This window comes from Pseudomonas sp. HK3 (assembly GCF_052920985.1).
This window is the reverse complement of record NZ_JBREXD010000003.1, coordinates 417,263-435,334: the sequence shown is the minus strand read 5'-3', so window position 1 is coordinate 435,334 and position 18,072 is coordinate 417,263. Positions and strand designations below refer to the sequence as shown.

Annotated in this window: 14 protein-coding genes and 2 pseudogenes; 6 read left to right on the top strand and 10 right to left on the bottom strand. The window is 44.5% G+C overall.

Translation table 11 applies throughout. The annotated features are described in order from the left end of the window. Positions 1-63: 63 nt before the first annotated feature. Complete coding sequence (locus ACU6U9_RS17430; protein ID WP_446736273.1) at positions 64-1,479, top strand: acetyl-CoA carboxylase biotin carboxylase subunit; 1,416 nt, start codon at positions 64-66, stop codon at positions 1,477-1,479. 37 nt (positions 1,480-1,516) lie between these two features. Continuing rightward, on the top strand, positions 1,517-3,316 hold the full coding sequence (oadA, locus tag ACU6U9_RS17425; protein ID WP_446736272.1) for a sodium-extruding oxaloacetate decarboxylase subunit alpha: 1,800 nt from the start codon (positions 1,517-1,519) through the stop codon (positions 3,314-3,316). Between the two features lie 91 nt (positions 3,317-3,407). Here oadA and ACU6U9_RS17420 read toward each other — a convergent pair whose 3' ends face one another. The 4 genes from ACU6U9_RS17420 to ACU6U9_RS17405 all read right to left on the bottom strand — a co-directional run bounded on the left by ACU6U9_RS17420 (position 3,408) and on the right by ACU6U9_RS17405 (position 7,028). Further along, positions 3,408-3,719 carry a DUF3301 domain-containing protein gene (locus tag ACU6U9_RS17420; RefSeq protein WP_446736271.1) on the bottom strand — a complete coding sequence of 104 codons (312 nt, stop codon included), beginning with the start codon at positions 3,717-3,719 and terminating at the stop codon, positions 3,408-3,410. A gap of 46 nt (positions 3,720-3,765) precedes the next feature. Next, entirely contained in the window at positions 3,766-4,734 is a 969-nt protein-coding gene (locus tag ACU6U9_RS17415; protein WP_446736270.1) for an alpha/beta hydrolase, read from the bottom strand. Positions 4,735-4,802: 68 nt separating this feature from the next. Next, positions 4,803-5,567, bottom strand: a complete 765-nt coding sequence (locus ACU6U9_RS17410) for an SDR family oxidoreductase (protein ID WP_446736269.1) — start codon at positions 5,565-5,567, stop codon at positions 4,803-4,805. A gap of 9 nt (positions 5,568-5,576) precedes the next feature. Beyond that, a complete protein-coding gene (locus ACU6U9_RS17405) occupies positions 5,577-7,028 on the bottom strand; it encodes a flavin-containing monooxygenase (protein WP_446736268.1) in 1,452 nt (483 codons plus the stop codon). 122 nt (positions 7,029-7,150) lie between these two features. On the opposite strand from ACU6U9_RS17405, the gene ACU6U9_RS17400 reads away from it, so the two are divergent. The 4 genes and pseudogenes from ACU6U9_RS17400 (at position 7,151) to ACU6U9_RS17385 (ending at position 14,168) form a co-directional block, all read left to right on the top strand. Then, positions 7,151-8,143, top strand: coding sequence for an AraC family transcriptional regulator ligand-binding domain-containing protein (locus tag ACU6U9_RS17400; protein WP_446736267.1), 993 nt, complete (start codon positions 7,151-7,153; stop codon positions 8,141-8,143). A gap of 138 nt (positions 8,144-8,281) precedes the next feature. Next, positions 8,282-12,036 (top strand): annotated as a pseudogene (gene metH, locus ACU6U9_RS17395) (methionine synthase). A 171-nt stretch (positions 12,037-12,207) separates the two neighbouring features. Beyond that, complete coding sequence (locus tag ACU6U9_RS17390; protein ID WP_446736266.1) at positions 12,208-12,609, top strand: DUF7668 domain-containing protein; 402 nt, start codon at positions 12,208-12,210, stop codon at positions 12,607-12,609. A gap of 398 nt (positions 12,610-13,007) precedes the next feature. Beyond that, positions 13,008-14,168, top strand: coding sequence for a permease (locus ACU6U9_RS17385; RefSeq protein WP_446736265.1), 1,161 nt, complete (start codon positions 13,008-13,010; stop codon positions 14,166-14,168). Positions 14,169-14,260: 92 nt separating this feature from the next. Here ACU6U9_RS17385 and ACU6U9_RS17380 read toward each other — a convergent pair whose 3' ends face one another. The 6 genes and pseudogenes from ACU6U9_RS17380 to nth form a co-directional block, all read right to left on the bottom strand. After that, positions 14,261-14,572, bottom strand: a complete 312-nt coding sequence (locus ACU6U9_RS17380; protein ID WP_446736264.1) for a hypothetical protein — start codon at positions 14,570-14,572, stop codon at positions 14,261-14,263. Between the two features lie 3 nt (positions 14,573-14,575). After that, on the bottom strand, positions 14,576-15,022 hold the full coding sequence (gene hisI / locus ACU6U9_RS17375) for a phosphoribosyl-AMP cyclohydrolase (protein ID WP_446736263.1): 447 nt from the start codon (positions 15,020-15,022) through the stop codon (positions 14,576-14,578). Further along, positions 15,015-15,860: a 6-carboxytetrahydropterin synthase gene (locus ACU6U9_RS17370; protein WP_446736262.1), complete on the bottom strand. Its 846-nt coding sequence runs from the start codon at positions 15,858-15,860 to the stop codon at positions 15,015-15,017. Before ACU6U9_RS17370 ends, hisI begins: the two co-directional genes overlap by 8 nt. 104 nt (positions 15,861-15,964) lie before the next feature. Continuing rightward, positions 15,965-16,895 (bottom strand): annotated as a pseudogene (folE2, locus tag ACU6U9_RS17365) (GTP cyclohydrolase FolE2). A 140-nt stretch (positions 16,896-17,035) separates the two neighbouring features. After that, positions 17,036-17,425, bottom strand: coding sequence for a lactoylglutathione lyase (gene gloA, locus ACU6U9_RS17360; RefSeq protein WP_446736261.1), 390 nt, complete (start codon positions 17,423-17,425; stop codon positions 17,036-17,038). Positions 17,426-17,434: 9 nt separating this feature from the next. Then, positions 17,435-18,070, bottom strand: a complete 636-nt coding sequence (gene nth, locus ACU6U9_RS17355; protein ID WP_446736260.1) for an endonuclease III — start codon at positions 18,068-18,070, stop codon at positions 17,435-17,437. Positions 18,071-18,072: the final 2 nt, after the last annotated feature.

Below are 18,072 nucleotides of genomic sequence, written 5' to 3'. Positions count from 1 at the left end.
ATAGTAATTTATCTTTATATAAAAACCCATCTAAACTTTCCTCAAGTTTAAGTGGGGTTGATCATGTTAAAGAAACTTTTGATTGCCAATCGGGGTGAGATTGCACTGCGAATTGTGCGTGCTTGCGCCGAAATGGATGTGCGTTCAGTGGCCATATACACAGAACCAGACCGCTATGGCTTGCATGTTAAACGTGCCGATGAGGCTTACAGCTTGGGCGAAGACCCATTGTCTGGGTACTTAGATCCCCAGCGCATAGTGAATTTAGCGCTAGAGACGGGCTGCGACAGTATTCACCCAGGTTATGGTTTTTTATCTGAGAATTCTGAATTTGCCCGTCTTTGCGAGCAGGCTGGGATTGTTTTTGTCGGCCCTAAATCATCAGTGATTGATGGTATGGGTGATAAAACATCAGCCCGTGACAGTATGCGATCAGCCGGTGTGCCGATTACGCCGGGTTCAGATGGCAACCTTAAAGATGTCGATGAGGCGATTTTACTGGCCAAAGACATTGGTTATCCCGTGATGATTAAAGCCACATCGGGTGGTGGTGGGCGAGGAATTCGTCGCTGTGATAACGAGAACGACCTGCAACAGCAATACCCACGTGTGATCTCGGAGGCCACTAAGGCCTTTGGCAGCGCGGATGTGTTTATGGAAAAGTGCATTGTTGATCCTAAGCATATCGAAGTGCAAATTCTGGCTGATAGTCATGGCAATGTGGTGCACTTATATGAACGTGACTGCTCGATTCAGCGTCGAAATCAAAAACTAATTGAAATCGCTCCCAGCCCACAATTAACGCCAGAGCAAAGAGACTATGTGGGTAATCTTGCGGTAAAAGCTGCTGCGGCTGTTGGTTATGAAAATGCAGGCACAGTGGAATTTTTGTTCACCGGTAACGAAGTGTATTTCATGGAGATGAATACACGGGTACAGGTAGAGCACACCATTACAGAGCAAATAACCGGTGTTGATATTGTACGAGAGCAATTGCGTATTGCCTCTGGTTTGCCTTTGTCTTATAGACAGCAAGACATTCAATATCGAGGGTTTGCGTTGCAGTTTAGAGTGAACGCAGAAGATCCCAAAAACGATTTTTTACCAAGTTTTGGGCGCATTAGTCATTACTATGCACCGGGCGGGCCTGGTGTGAGGGTCGATACTGCAATTTACACTGGCTATGACATTCCGCCTTACTTTGATTCTATGTGCTTAAAATTAGTCGTTTGGGCACTAACATGGGATGAAGTGATCGCCCGTGGTAAGCGTGCACTGGCAGATATGCGTTTGCAAGGTGTGAAAACCACCGCTCATTATTATCAGCAAATTCTTGATCACCCAGATTTCAAAGAGGGTGACTTTAATACCAGTTTTGTTCCGAATCACTCCGAGTTGTTGCAGTACTCAGAGAAAAAAGACCCAAAAGAAGTGGCGTTGGCATTGGCGGCCGCGATTGCGGCTCACGGCGGTTTATAAATCACTTATTTTATAAATAAAAATTTAGGGTAGTCACATGAAAAAAATTGAAGTTACCGATCTTATTTTACGCGATGCACACCAATCATTAATTGCCACTCGTATGCGCACAGAAGACATGCTGCCGATTTGTGAAAAATTAGATCAAGTCGGTTACTGGTCGCTAGAAGCATGGGGCGGCGCGACGTTTGATGCGTGTGTGCGTTTTTTAAAAGAAGACCCTTGGGAGCGTTTGAGAAAGTTACGCAAAGCGCTGCCTAATACGCGCTTACAAATGTTATTGCGTGGGCAAAATTTATTGGGTTACCGCCATTACGCGGATGATGTCGTCGAAGCGTTTGTACAAAAAGCCGCCGATAACGGTATGGATGTGTTTCGTGTATTTGATGCCTTAAATGATATGCGCAATCTAGAAACCGCCATGAAAGCGGTCAAAAAATCCGGTAAACATGCGCAAGGCACAATTTGCTACACCACAAGCCCAGTGCATACCCCGGAGTTATTTGTGCAGCAAGCAAAAGACTTAAAAAATATGGGGGCAGACTCGATTGTGATTAAAGACATGGCGGGTTTATTGTCGCCATTTCCAACGTTTGATTTAGTCAAAGCGATTAAAGCAGAGGTGGATTTGCCTTTGGTTCTTCATAGCCACTCAACGTCGGGCTTGGCTGCATTGTGTCAGTTAAAAGCCATTGAAGCTGGGGTTGATAGGATTGATACGGCGATATCTTCATTTGCATCGGGGACCAGTCATCCAGCAACCGAAACTCAAGTGGCGGCATTAAACAATACCGGATACGACACCCAATTAGATTTAGTATTGCTGGGTGAAATTGCAGATTACTTTCGTGAAGTACGTAAAAAATATCATCAATTTGAAAGTGAATTTACCCGTGAAGATGTATCCGTGCAGATTAATCAAGTGCCTGGCGGCATGATGTCTAACCTTGCAAACCAGCTAAAAGAACAAAACGCATTAGATAAAATTCGGGATGTGTTTACTGAGATACCAAAGGTGCGTGAAGACTTAGGTTTTCCGCCTTTGGTAACGCCCACATCACAAATTGTGGGTACACAAGCGGTTTACAATGTTTTGTCTGGCGAGCGTTATAAAACCATTACCAATGAAGTAAAACGTTACTTGCAGGGCGGTTATGGCAAGCCTCCTGCACCAGTTAATGAAACGTTACGCAGCAAAGCCATTGGTAATGAAGACGTAATGGAAGGGCGCCCAGCGGATGACTTATCACCAGAACTAGACAAACTACGTAACGAAATTGGGCCGCTAGCGGAAACCGAAGAAGACGTTTTAACGTACGCTATGTTCCCTGATTTAGGCCGTGAGTTTTTACAGCAACGTAAAGACGGCACATTAATCCCCGAGGCACTGTTGCCCGCTAATCAAGATAGTAATGCAACCGCTGCTGGTAAAATGGCGACAGAGTTTAAACTTGATGTGCATGGTGAAACCTATGAGGTTGCGGTAACGGGTGTTGGTAGCATGGGCGGGAATAAACGTAAGCTGTATATTTCGTTAGATGGCATGCCTGAAGAGGTCACATTCGAAGCCCTAAATGAATATGACGCAACGGGTAAAACAACACAGCGTAAACAAGTGAGTGCGCCTGGTCATGTTACAGCGACGATGCCCGGTAATGTGGTTGAAGTACTGGTTCAAGTTGGCGACAGTGTTACCGCTGGGCAGTCTGTGATGGTGATGGAGGCCATGAAAATGGAAACCGAGCTGCACACAAGTATTGCTGGAACCGTTAAGGCCGTGCATGCTGTGAAGGGCGATCGTGTAACACCGGGCGAGGTTTTAATTGAAGTCGAATAATAAATAGCGGTTAAGCCATGCACTTAACAAAAGCACAGCCAATAAAAAAGCGAGCAATTAAGCTCGCTTTTTTATTGGGTGTGCTTATATATTAAATACGATATGGGTCTAGCTCAATATTGGTAATGGCTCGACCCATCATTTCGAGCCTGCCTTGATAGCGTTGCTCTTGTGTCGATGTAAATTCAAATGTAAAACAGCGGTATAAGCGCCATTGGTTTCGGCTGTTCTTTTTTAAGCGTGTACGATGTATTTGAATGTTGTCGTCTAATAATTGTACATTCGCTTCATCGCAATACTGCTTACAACGTTTGTAGGCGGTTTGTTTTAACCCTCTATCTAACCACCACAACCATGCAAAGAGCATTAAAACTAAAACAATAAACACATCGGTTAATAACATGACGATACCTATTTCATTAAGGTACCACTATAAAAGAATAGTGTGCTCATGTAGAGCATAATTGTTTTAGTTGTTGAGCAATTTGATTAACGCCTTGCTGAGCGCGTTGGCTGACTTTATAAGTCGAAATAAAAGAATGCATACAGTCATCAAAATGCTCATGAGTTACGGAAACCCCTTGTGCTATTAATGTTTGCGCAAACGCAATACCTGAGTCTTTTAGGGGGTCATGCTCCACGCTAAGTAAATAGGTGGTGGGCAGTAAATGTAAATCATCGGCCAGTAGCGGGCTAACAATGGCGTGCTCGGATTGAGATAGGTTAACTAAAAAATGTTTACGAAAATAATCCATCAATTTTTTAGTTAGCAGCATACCTTTGTGCGCATTTAAATAAGATGGGGTTAGGCCGCGTAAATCAACCATTGGGTAAAGCAGATATTGAAACTCAGGTGGTGTACTGACTTTAATCGGCCTTGAATTAAGGGTTTGCGTTAAGCTTAATAACGTTGCCAAATATGCCCCAGCGCTGTCACCACCAGCACCAATATGATGATTCTGTATAGCCAATGTTTGCTTGTTGTTGTGTAGCCAGTTCCAAGCATCAATCGCGTCGTGTATGGCGGTGGGGAATTTATGCTCAGGGGCTAAACGATAACCCACCGAAATAATCACTACATTACTAAACTGTGCAAGGTAGCGGCACAAGCGATCGTGACTATTTAGGCTGCCAATGACGCCACCGCCGCCATGAAAAAACATCATCGCGTGGGTTGTTTCGTTTTGAGTAAGTGATTTGTTTGGGTAATAAATGCGCAATGGCAGCGATGCGCGACCATCGTGGGTTGCAATCGAAATATTTTTTACATTGTTGAGTGGTGCATTTGGTATGCCCAATAATCGATCAACTAAGGTAAACATTGGGCGCGCTAACTTAGGGGGCAGTGAATGCAGTGGTGGCATGCACGCTAATATGTTGGCGGTTATTTTTTGCTGTTTATCCAATGTTTTTGTCATACGATTATTCTTATTATTAAGGTTGTTATTGTTAATCGAGCTTATATTTTAGATTCACATATTTTAGATTACTGGCTTAACTTTTTCATCACTAGGCGATTAAGCCAAGTGGGTGATATTGAGTTTAAGTAAAATAGAATACTAAACATAATGCTAACGGGCCTGTGTAATATTGGGCTTTGTATTTGTTTTGCAAGAGCGTTCACCACATCCTCTGGGGTGAGGTTAACCCCTAAGCGCTGAATAACATCCGCGTGACCTGTTTGTGAGCTGAGCATATTCGTTGAGACAAACGGTGGCATGATATCGCTGACATTGATGTCATATTGCTCCCATTCTAACTCCAGTGCCTCAGTTAGTCCCTTAACGGCAAATTTTGATGCGCTGTAACTTGCAAATGTTGGTACGCCATAAGTGGCAGAAGCCGACGACATATTAATGACTTGCGCGCTTTGGGTGTTTTTTAAAAATTCAAAGCTGTGATGGCACGTATTTAAAATGCCCTTAACGTTAACATCAATAATGGCGTGATGTTTGTTAAGTGGTATGGCTTCAAAGTGACCAATATCTAAAATACCCGCGCAATTAAATAATAAACGTAATTGTTTGCCTTGGCTCTGGCAGTAAGCTTGAACGACAGCATGCACTTGTGCCTCATTTGTGACATCCATTGGATAAAGGCTGTATCGTGTTTTGTCCCAGTTTTGGCTTAAGGCGCTTAGGTTTTTTTCATCGACGTCAGTTATGCATACATGCCAGCCTTCGCTGTAAAGATACTGGGCCACGGCTTTGCCAATACCTGAAGAGGCGCCAGTGATAATTGCATTATTCATAATGGCTCCTCAAAGAACATCATATTGGTTAAGCGAAAACTGCTTACACATTTTGCGATAGCTAAAGGTAAAGCCGGGCCAGTTAACGGTGTTTTTACCACTATCTGTTTTATACCAGCTCGTGCAGCCTTCGCTCCAAACGCTGTTGTTTACCTTTTGTTGGATGACCTGATTAAAATGCGATTGAATACCGGGCTTCATATTAATGGCGTTAATGTCTTTTTTAATTACGGTATTGGTTGCTTTTAATATGTAACGTATTTGGCTTTCAAGCATATACAGTATGGAATTGTGCCCAAGGTTGGTGTTGGGGCCATACATAATAAATAAGTTAGGAAACTGATGAATGCTCATGCCTAAGTAGGCTTCTGCGCCATCTTGCCATGCTTGATTGAGTTTAAGGTTGTTGATACCGGTAATGGTCATGGGCGATAAAAACTCAGTGGCAGTAAAGCCCGTTCCTAAAATAATGACATCAGCGTTAACATGATCCCCGTTTGAATCGGTAATACCGGTACTATCAATATTGTTGATGCCTTTATCAATAATACGCACATGTGATTGATTCATGGCAGGGTAAAAATTGTTGGATATTAGCACGCGTTTGCAGCCCATTTTATAGTCGGGCGTGAGTTGTTGGCGTTTCTGTGCATCCGTAATGTGCTTGAACATGAAGCGGTGCCATTGCCATTTGGTAATGCCCATAATCCATTGCATCGAGGTGAACGCGACAAAGCGACTTTCAAAAGTAAGGTATGTTTTTAATCGACTTAATTTCTGTAATGGGGGGATCAACCGATAAATCGCTTGCTCAAATTTCGAATATTGCCGGTCTGGTTTGGGTATGACATAAGGGGCAGAGCGTTGATAAACATTAATCTGTTTGGCTTGTTTTGCGATCTCAGGGATAAATTGAATAGCCGATGCGCCCGTGCCAATTACAGCCACGGTTTTGTCAGTTAGGTCGACATCATGTTGCCACGTGGCTGAATGAAACATTGGCCCTTTAAAATGATTAATCCCCATAATATTTGGGTAGGCTGGGCGGTTGAGTTGTCCGGTTGCGCTAATTAAAAATTGCGCACAAATTTGATTACCTTGAATATCGTTAACAATCCACTTTTGTAATGGCTCATCATAATGGGCGCTGGCGACTTCTGTTTCGAGATGAATGTGTTTACGAATGCTAAATGTGTCTACACAGGCTTGTTGGTATTGGTAGATCTCAGCTTGTGGGGCAAAACGGTGTGACCAATCCGCTTTGGGTGCAAATGAATACGAATATAAGTGAGAGGGCACATCACACGCGGCGCCTGGGTAAGTATTATCGCGCCAGCAGCCACCTAGGTCGTCTGCCTTCTCCCATATTTCAAAGTCATCTTCGCCTTGTTGTTTTAATTGAATGGCTAAGCCTATCCCACCAAAACCGGCTCCGATAATTAAGTAGCGTACTTTTTTCATATCTGACTCGTTATTTCTTATTATCGATCCACTGTAAGGTGAAATCATGCAAAGGGCTATGCCATAATCAGACGCATATTTGTGATTTTCGGACATGGGTTTGGTTTTAGTAAGGGAGTGATATGACATATCGCAGCATCGGCAGTGTAAGAATCATCACCGAATACGGCGTTGCCTCGGGCCTGCCGTTAACGGCATTGCTGAATGAATCGGGTATATCGGCTGACCAATTAAACCACGGTAATACTCAGATCGAGGATGCCCAAGAGCTTAAAGTCTTAAACAATTTAGCGGATTTAACTGACGATATTTTCCAAATTGGGCGAGCGCTCGGTGGGTGCTATCAGCTAACCAGCTATGGCATCTGGGGTTATGCGCTGTTAGCTAGCCCAAACCTTCATAAAGCCATAGAACTGGGTTTGCGCTATTTAGATTTAACCTACGCATTTTGCCAAGTTGAGCTGCGACGTGTTGGCGATAAAGCACGGATTGTGTTTACGCCTAAGCATCAAGGCCATGCTGCGCGACTGGCACTTTACCGCGATATGTGGGCGATGATGGTGATTCAAAAGGATTTGTTTGCGGATAAAGCCCATGAATTCAAATTGGGTTTTACTGAGTCATCACCGGCTGGTATGCCGAATGATGAGTTCACATCGCAAATGGGTGGTGTCATGTTATTTGACCAGACTCAAAATTATGTTGAGTTCGATTGGCAGTACTTAAGTATGCAGCTGCCAAGAGGCAATGATGTTACAGCCAGTATGTGTGAGCAGCAGTGCCAAGCATTGCTCGAAAAGAAACAAAGCTTAAGCGGCGTTGCCCATGAAATTCGAGCGTTGATGCTCAAGCACGGCATGCAAATATCTATGGAGTTTGTCGCTTTGCAACTGGCCACGACTTCGCGCACTCTTAAAGCACAAGGTACAAGCTGGCGCTGTCTAAGGGATGATGTGCGGTGCGCCATGGCAGAAGAATTACTGGCCGTGAATAATATTCAATTAGACGAAATTGCAGAGCGATTAGGGTTTTCTGATGGAGCAAACTTTAGCCATGCGTTTAAACGCTGGCGCGGTGTATCACCATTGAAATATCGGGCCAGTCTAACGGCTTAAAATCCCATTAAATGAACGCTATTAATTAGAGTGTCCTTCAACATGAAATTGACTCATGTTGTGCGTGAGTGCTCATCGCTTTATGTAAATAGCTGATTTTGCTATAATTTGCGCCATTTTATATAGTTAGGTACAGCAATGACTCGCTCAGTTGTTAAGGAACTGCGTTCCATATTAGAAAAACGCGTCATGGTGCTCGACGGAGCAATGGGAACATCGATTCAAGGTTACCCTCTTGATGAAAATGATTTTCGCAAGGGCCACTTTGAAGATCACCCAAGCCCACTAAAAGGTAATAACGACCTATTGTCGCTTACTCGCCCAGATGTCATCGAAGAAATTCACGACAGTTACTTTGCCATCGGTGCTGATTTTGCCTGTACCAATGCGTTCAGTGGTACCACCATCGCTCAGGCAGATTACAACCTTGAAGATGCGGTGTATAAAATTAATTACGAATCCGCTCAATGCGCCCGTCGCAGCGCGGATCGCTGGACAGCTAAAACCCCTGACCAACCTCGTTATGTGGTCGGCTGCCTTGGCCCCACCAACCGAACAGCGTCTATTTCACCTGATGTAAATGACCCTGGCACACGCCTTGTCACGTTTGATCAGCTGGTAACCGCATATCGCCAAGCGGCCGATGCTCTGATGGATGGCGGTTGCGATGTCATCATGATTGAAACCGTGTTTGATACTTTAAATGCAAAAGCTGCTTTATTTGCTGTCATGCAGATGAAAAAAGACCGTAACCTTGATACTCCCGTTATGATCTCAGGCACCATTACCGACGCCAGTGGCCGTACATTGTCAGGCCAAACCGCAGAAGCTTTTTGGATCTCACTTATGCATGGTGGGCTCACCAGCATTGGTTTGAACTGTGCGTTAGGGGCCAGCGATATGCTGCCGCACATTAAAATGCTTGATAAGCACGCAGTGTGCTTAATTTCAGCTCACCCAAATGCGGGTTTGCCCAATGAGTTTGGTGAATACGATGAAAGCCCTGAGCAAATGGCCGAGCAAGTGCGTCCATTTTTAAGTGAAGGTCATGTGAATGTTATTGGTGGTTGCTGTGGTACCACCCCTGATCACATTGCGGCACTTAAAAAATTAGCCGATGAATATGTGCCGCGCCCGTTTCCTGAATATTTCACTGCACTTTCGACCACGCCTAAGGGAGATAAATAATGCGTTACTCTCATGATAATGTCCCAGATATGGTGCTAAGTGGTCTTGAGCCACTTGTGGTGAATAAAACCACTGGTTTTGTTAACGTAGGTGAGCGTTCTAATGTGACCGGTTCGCGTAAGTTTGCACGTTTGATTCAAGAAGAAGATTACGAGCAAGCGGTTGATATTGCCCGTGCTCAAGTAGAAGACGGCGCACAAATTATCGACGTCAACATGGATGACGCCATGTTAGACGGCGTAGCCGCCATGAAGCGTTATTTAAACTTGTTAGCATCAGAGCCAGATGTGGCTCGCGTGCCGTTTATGATCGATTCCTCTAAATGGGAAATCATCGAAGAAGGTTTAAAGTGCGTTCAAGGCAAGGCCATTGTTAACTCAATTTCGTTGAAAGAAGGCGAAGAAAAATTCATCGAGCAAGCTAAACGCATCAACATGTATGGTGCGGCGGTTGTGGTGATGGCGTTTGATGAAAAAGGCCAAGCCGATACGTATGAGCGCCGAATTGAAATCTGTCAAAAATCCTACGATGTGCTGGTGGATAAATGCAACTTTGCACCACAAGACATTGTATTCGATCCGAATATTTTTCCGGTAGCCACGGGTATCCCCGAACACGATCACTACTGTGTTGATTTTTTTGCGGCAACAACATGGATTAAAGAAAACCTGCCCGGTGCCAAAGTATCCGGTGGTGTCTCGAACATGTCGTTCTCATTTCGTGGTAACGATATTGTGCGTGAAGCCATGCATTCTGTGTTTTTGTATTACGCGGTAAAAGCGGGTATGGACATGGGCATCGTAAATGCCGGCATGTTGACCATATATGATGACATTCCTAAAGACTTATTAGAGCGTGTTGAAGACGTAGTGCTTGATCGCCGCTCGGATGCCGCTGAGCGTTTGGTTGATTTTGCCGAGTCATTGAAAGGCCAATCAATTGAGCAAAAAGAAAGCGATAAATTAAAGTGGCGTGAAGGCTCGCTACAAGAGCGCATCACCCACGCGCTAGTCAAAGGCATCACCGAATTCATTGAAGACGATGCTGAAGAAGCCCGCGCCGCCGCCAACAAGCCCATCGAAGTGATCGAAAACACATTGATGATTGGTATGAATGTGGTGGGTGATTTATTTGGCGCAGGTAAAATGTTTTTACCTCAAGTGGTAAAAAGCGCACGCGTGATGAAAAAAGCAGTCGCGTATTTATTGCCGTACATTGAAGAAGAAAAACTCAGAACCGGTAACGTTAGCCAAAACAACGGCGTGATCATCATGGCCACCGTAAAAGGCGATGTGCACGATATCGGTAAGAACATTGTGGGTGTGGTGCTGAGTTGTAATAACTATGAAGTCATCGATTTAGGTGTCATGGTACCGCCAGAAGATATTTTAGCCGCGGCTGAAAAACACAATGCTGACATCATTGGTCTGTCGGGTTTAATTACACCGTCACTCGATGAAATGGTCACCATTGCACAGATGATGCAACAGCGTGGCATGACACAGCCGTTATTAATTGGTGGTGCTACCACCTCTAAAATCCATACGGCGGTTAAGATCGAGCCTGAATTTGACGGCATCACCGTGCACGTACTCGATGCATCAAAGTCGGTGCCGGTTGCCAGTGCCTTATTAAGTAAAACCGAAAATACCTTTGTGCAAGATTTGCGTGAAGAATACCAAGCTGCTCGTGATAAAAATGCGAAAAAGCGTGGCCAAAAAGCATTTACCGCGCTTGATCTGATCCGTAAAAATACCAGCGGCTTAGACTGGAAAGCATACGAGCCGGTTACGCCTAAAAAATTGGGCAATACTGTGATTCGCGATTATCCCCTTGAGAAAATTCGTGAATACTTCGACTGGACGCCATTCTTTATTACTTGGGAGCTACACGGTAAATACCCAGGTATTTTAGAAGACAATGTTGTGGGCGAAGAAGCCACAAAGCTATTCAAAGATGCCAATGATATGCTGGATAAAATCATTGCTGAAAAAGCTTTTCAATGTCATGGCGTACTCGGTTTATACCCAGCGGCAGCCATAGAAGGGGACATGACTGAAATTTATAAGGACGACTCGCGCTCAGATGTCGATGCTGTGCTGTATCACTTGCGTCAGCAAACGGCTCGTCCAGCAGAACGTCCATATCGTTCGCTTGCTGATTTTGTTGCACCAAAAGACAGTGGTGTAAACGATTATATGGGTGGGTTTGTCGTAACCTGCCAAGGCGCCGATGCCTTAGCGAAGCACTACGAAGATAAGCTAGATGATTACAACGCCATTATGGTAAAAGCATTGGCAGACCGTTTTGCCGAAGCTTTTGCTGAAGTGTTACACGGTGATGTTCGACAAGAACACTGGGGTTATGCGCCAGAGGAATCGCTTAATAACGCAGAGCTTATTTCAGAAAAATACCAAGGTATTCGCCCAGCACCTGGCTACCCTGCGTGCCCAGAGCACAGTGAAAAAACCACATTGTTTAGTTTGCTTGATGCCACAAATGCAATTGGTTGTGAATTAACCGATAGCTTTGCCATGTATCCTGCATCGTCAGTCAGTGGTTGGTATTTTGCGCACCCAGATGCCCGTTACTTTGCATTGGGTAAAATAGATAAAGACCAAGTTGAAGAATACGCAGACCATAAAAACTGGGATATGAAAACCGCTGAGCGCTGGTTGCGACCAACATTGGGTTACGATGAGTAAATAAAAAACCAATGTACTTGGTTGTTTAGTTCGTTGTCGAAGTGAAATAAAAAGCGGCCTCTAAAAAGAGGCCGCTTTTCGTATTTGTTTATATAAGCTCAATTTAGTAATACACATAAAAATTTGATGTGCACTGCTGTTATTAAGTTTTGAGCTAGATGGAAATAATATATGCGCGAAAGTCACCTTGGGAAGGTGGGTATTTTAGTTTTAAAAGATGAGAAAAACGAACAGCCAATACCTAGCGTTTGGCGGTCGACTATTTGTTCTATTATAAATTCTTTTGTAAGAACGGATTATTCACTTTCCATCGATATTGCGGGTGTTTTGCCCATTCCCTGTGAAACAGCTGTTTTTATTAAAGAATATATTGATGATTACGGAGAGGCATTAATAGATCTTCCGGATGAAGCATGGGGCTCCTCGATATGCTTGTGGATGGATGGTTACTGGGACGTTCTTATTGATTTGTGGACAGAGGGTGAAGGGCGCAGTGATCTTGTGCTTAGCTTGCAAGTCTTTGAAGTTGAAGGTGGATATAGCGTTGAAATAGGTATGGTTTATGTGCCCTGAATTTATTAGCTATAAATAAGATTTGTGGAAGCGTGTGCTGTATTCACTAACGTTTACTTGTTCTGATGATTTTCTCTGTAGTCAGGTCTTGATGAGACTGGGTCTTTAGAAAAAATTGATTTTGGTTTGTCCGTCCTAACTATATCGCAAATAGTATAATTTCAATTAATGTAATTGAATAAAAGGCTGCCTGCATCAGGCAGCCTTTTTTATTGCCTATAACAATAGTAAGGGTAGGGGTCATAAGTTGCTCAAATACTCGCCTGATTATGTGGCAAAATGATGGATAAGAGATCATGCTAAACACAGTTCAAGTTTAAGCCTTATATGTGTGTCTATTGATTAAGAGCATTGCGTTTTAAGGCAAGCGTATTAACCTAGCGTTCTTAGGAGAATATATGTCAAAACACTGTGATGATAACAACGCAGGCGTGCAATCCAGTTGCGCTTCGACGGCCCATGAGCATAAAGAAGAAAGCGCATCGTGTTGCGGCCCAAAACCAAGTCCTCAAGAGTCAGCATCATCGTGCTGTGCACCAAAGCAATCATTTGATTGGATTATGTGGGGCTCGGCTGCGTTTGTAGTGACATTCTATGCGCTATTTTTATGGTTTGGGTCATCTGCCCATGATGAATTACCGGCCGTATTTGCGACCATGGCCCATACCAGTTTTGAGATGATGAACACCATGTGGTGGGGTATTATCATTGGTGCTTTAGCAGTGGGTGCATTGGGGCGTATCCCTAATCAAATGGTGATGGCGGTACTAGGAAAGCCCGGTAGTCGCAATGGTGTGTTCAGGGCAACCATGGCGGGGTTGCTGTTAGATTTGTGCAACCATGGCATTTTAATGGTTGCCATGGGGCTTTATCGTAAAGGTGCTAGCCTTGGTCAGGTGATGGCGTTTTTAATAGCGAGCCCTTGGAACTCGTTCACGCTGACGCTTATTCTGGTGGCCTTGGTTGGTTTACCATTTACCTTGTTGTTTATTGTGTGTTCTATGTTGATTGCTTGGGTGAGTGGTTGGTTGTTTGATGCTTTGGTTAATAAGGGCGTTTTACCAGCAAACCCGGTTCATGCTGAAATCGATGAAAACTTTAAACTATGGCCAGCTGTTAAGTCTCAAGTGAGTGCAAAGCATTTCACACCATCAAATTTGTTATCTATGTTTTGGCAGGGTTTAAAAGAATCTAAAATGGTGGTGCGCTGGGTGCTATTTGGTGTTGTATTGCTGGCACTGATTCGCGCGTTTATAGACCCAGAGCAGTTTGGTGTTTGGTTTGGTGCGTCCATTAGCGGTCTCTTTTTAACGCTATTGGTCACCACGATTATTGAGGTTTGCTCAGAAGGCTCATCACCTATTGCGGCCGATTTGGTTAACCAAGCAAATGCCCCTGGTAATGGCTTTGTGTTTTTAATGGCCGGAGCATCTACGGATTACACTGAGATAATGGCGCTGAAAGACACAACCAGTAGTTGGAAAATTGCGTTATTTCTACCATTGGTTACGGTGCCGCAGGTTTTGTTGATTGGCTGGCTCATGAATGTTTTTGCATGACATTCTTTAATGTCGTGATTGTTTAAGACACAAAAAAGGCGACTTCAAATTATGTCGTCGCCTTTTTAACTAATTGTATTTAAGTTGCTGTGTTATTCGTCAACCCATACCCATCTTAGCAATTCACCGAAATCATCATAAACTGGCTTTTTTTTTGGTCGTTTAATGGTTTTGGTGTTGTTTTTATGAGGCTTGCGAGAATCCATTGTATTCAATGCATCGCGGGCGTCGGTGCGCGAGCCGCTTTTTTCATTAAATAAAACAGGCAGCAGTGCTTTAGTGGGATTCTCGCGTCCGCTGACGCCTTGATCGACACTATTCACTTTGCCACCATCAGATAAGAAATCTTCCATCTCTTTATTTAATGCGGCACGTTTGTCAGCTTTACTTGGACGCGAGTTCACAATTTAGCTCTTGCTGTTGTTATACAGCTGTTTAGGGTCTTGAATTGGGTCGGTACTGACGCTAAGGCCATTGGGTTTGATCTCATTATAGAAGCAATCACGGCGCCCAGTATGACAGGCAGCGCCTTTCTGATCCACTTTTAACAATAATGTATCGCCATCACAGTCCGTTGCCATGCTAATTAGGGACTGTTGGTTGCCTGAGCTCTCACCTTTACGCCAGTAACTGTTGCGTGAACGAGACCAATAGCACACTTGGCCTGTGCTTAATGTTTCTTCAATGGACGCTCGGTTCATCCATGCCATCATTAATACTTCGCCCGTGTCGTGCTGCTGGGCAATGGCGGGAATCAAGCCTGCTTCATTGAATAATAAGTTGCTTAGGGCTGTTTCAAGAGGCAGTTCAGCGCCTTTGCTTTGCTTTTCTAGCTCTTTAAATACGTTACTCATAAGTGGCAATGGCCCCTTTACCGATTCCTTCGAACGCTTTAACGGTCACGCTGCGACCAGATTCTAGGATGGTCTTTGCGATGTGTTTTGCTATTTGCTCAACTGTGGTGTCGGTTTCAATGTCATAGCAAGCTTTAGTGGGGAGTGTGAGGCTAAATTCACCTTGAGGAGCGGTATAGCGGTAGTGATTGTGCTCAACCCCTTCAATTGTGGTTTGGTTGTGCAGGTCTTCTTGGGTGCCAACGTAAATGTCTTGCCACTGGTTGGCCCACTTTTTTTCCATTTCTGGCTGGCGAGTGCCGTTTACAAAAATCTCAATTTTTGAGCGGTGACCGTGTGCAATGCGCTGGCAGTTGCCATTGTGTTTTTTAAGGCCATGGCTGTAGTGGTAAAAAGCACCACCGATTAGTTCGGTATTAAGGGATACATGCAGTTTTTCGATATCACCCGGAATCGTGGTGTTCAGTTCAACCTCAAGCCATTTAGATACGCTTGTAGGTGCGATCTCTTTGCAATCAATGAAGCAAAAGGCTTCGTCGGGCGCGCTGCAAATGAATTCACCGCCCATAGGGTGTGGGAAGCGCACAGTGGTTAGGCTTTCATGCTTGCTGATGTGCAAGCCTTCCATTTGTGTCGGTACGACTAAGCGATGATCAATGAAGTCGTCTAGCCAGTCTTTTGCGCAGCGTTTGACGACACCAAAGTCACAGATCATGCTTTGCTGATCAAGGTTGCCGGTAAGCATGATGCCTGCCATCCACGATTCGCCTACTAGGCCGCGCTTGGCATCTAAATAAGAGACATCAACATTGGTAAGGTTTTCAACAAAAAGTTTCACCAGGGGTACTCGACTGAATAAGTGGCTCGATTTTATATCATTGTAGTTGGCTTTGCATGGCCAAGGGTGAGGAATTGGGCAGCTTTACGCTGCCCAATATACGGTTAGCGAGAAAGTAGGGGCTCGTAACCGTTAGCAAGACCTTTGGTGGCAATGGCCACGGCGTCATGCGCGTGTAAGCTTTCTAAGTGTTCGATGCGCAACCAGAAATCGTTAAATACGTTTTCATTTTTGTTAAGGGCACTTTTTACGCGACGTGCTGCATCTTCACAAAACATAAGGTTGTGACCGTTTAGGCGGGCAAACTCTTGCTCGTCTTCACGTTTAACCGCGGTTTGTACCGGTGTTTGTAGTGCGTCTTCAATCACACCGATGACATCAGTGATTGGGAAGTCTTCAACGGTGTCGTCTAGTTTTACCCATATCTTAGCGATACTGCGCTGGCTGTGCGGTGTAGCAAACGTGCCTTGTGTCGCTGCGTAACCATGATTCGACTTCTTCAGGGGTGACACTGGCTTTATCGCCAAAATCTTTGCTGAATTGTTGTTGAATCAATTGACGTGCAAGGGCGGCTGAGCACGGGCAGGTAGAAGAGTAAGGAATGTGAATGCCCAGCTCTAAATCAACTTTACCGTTTTTTAAGGTAGCGCGAATTTCAGTTGGGTAGTCTTTCCAACCAGAAAATTGGCTCTTAAGTGCTTTGCGCTGAATGACATAATCAAACTCAAAGTTAAGCGTAGCTTGGTCGCTAATGTCTTCGTGGCTATCAAGCATGTGAGCTAAAAATTCACGTAAGTTCGCGGCGCTGAGTATTTGGTTGTCTGAAAATTCAGATAGCAATAAATACAGACGAGACATGTGAATGCCCTTAACGTCTGGATTGCAGATATTCACATAGGTTTGAACAAAGGCATTCACCTTGTTCACGCCGATATGGGCGTCTTGGATGTTTAGGGGCAGAGCGATACGGTTCATACCCACCCAGTTTAGGGTGCCATTAATTTGTGGAGCTTGGCTGGCAGCCACATCGGGCATTTCGCTTGGGCGCTGTTCTGTCATAGGAGCAATTCTTTGAGCCACAATAAAAATAAGGCGGCTATGTTATCCGATAGGTCAACTTGAGACAATAAAACCCGACTATTCTGGTCGGGTTTCGGTGGAACAATCCGTTGCTTTTAGTGCGTTTTAGTCTGTATTAATTCAATACTGTAATTATCTGGGTCTTTCACGAAGGCAATTTCAGTGGTGCCGCCTTTAACTGGGCCAGGCTCACGGCTTACAATGCCGCCAGCGGCTTTAATGGCATCACAGGTGGCGTATATGTCGTCAGCGCCTATGGCGATGTGCCCGTAGCCATTACCAAGGTCGTATTCGCCTGTGTCCCAATTATAGGTTAGTTCAAGCACGGCGCCGTCTTCTTCGTTGCCATAACCAACAAAAGCTAATGTATAGCGGTATTGTTCGTTATCGCGTTGGCGAATTAAGTTCATGCCTAATACGCGGGTGTAAAAGTCGATGGAGCGTTGTAAGTCGCCCACGCGTAGCATGGTGTGCAAGATGCGCATAAATGGCCTCTAATCTAATTCTTTTTGTTTGTATTCGCACAAGTCTTCAATGATGCAGCTGCCGCATTTTGGTTTGCGCGCGGTGCACACATAGCGGCCATGTAAGATCATCCAATGGTGTGCATCTAATAAAAACTCGTTTGGCACCAGCCGCATTAAACGATCTTCAACTTCTAATACATTTTTTCCGGGTGCGACTTTTGTGCGATTACCAAAGCGAAAAATATGGGTATCGACCGCCATGGCAATTTGCCCAAAGGCGGTATTAAGTACGACGTTGGCGGTCTTTCGGCCCACACCTGGGAGTTCTTCTAGTTCTTCGCGGGTTTGAGGGACAACGGAGTTGTGTTTATCGATCAAGAGTTTGCACATCTTAATGACGTTTTTGGCTTTGCTGTTAAATAAGCCAATGGTCTTGATGTAGTCTTTTAAACCGTCTTCGCCCAGTGCGTAAATAGCTTCGGGGGTGTTTGCCACAGGGAATAATTTACGCGTGGCTTTATTTACGCTGACATCGGTTGCTTGTGCAGACAGGGCAACGGCTACCACTAATTCAAACGCAGATGAATACTCAAGTTCGGTTTCAGGGTTTGGGTTGTTGTCCCTTAACCGTGTGAATATTTCGGTGCGTTTGATCTTATTCATAA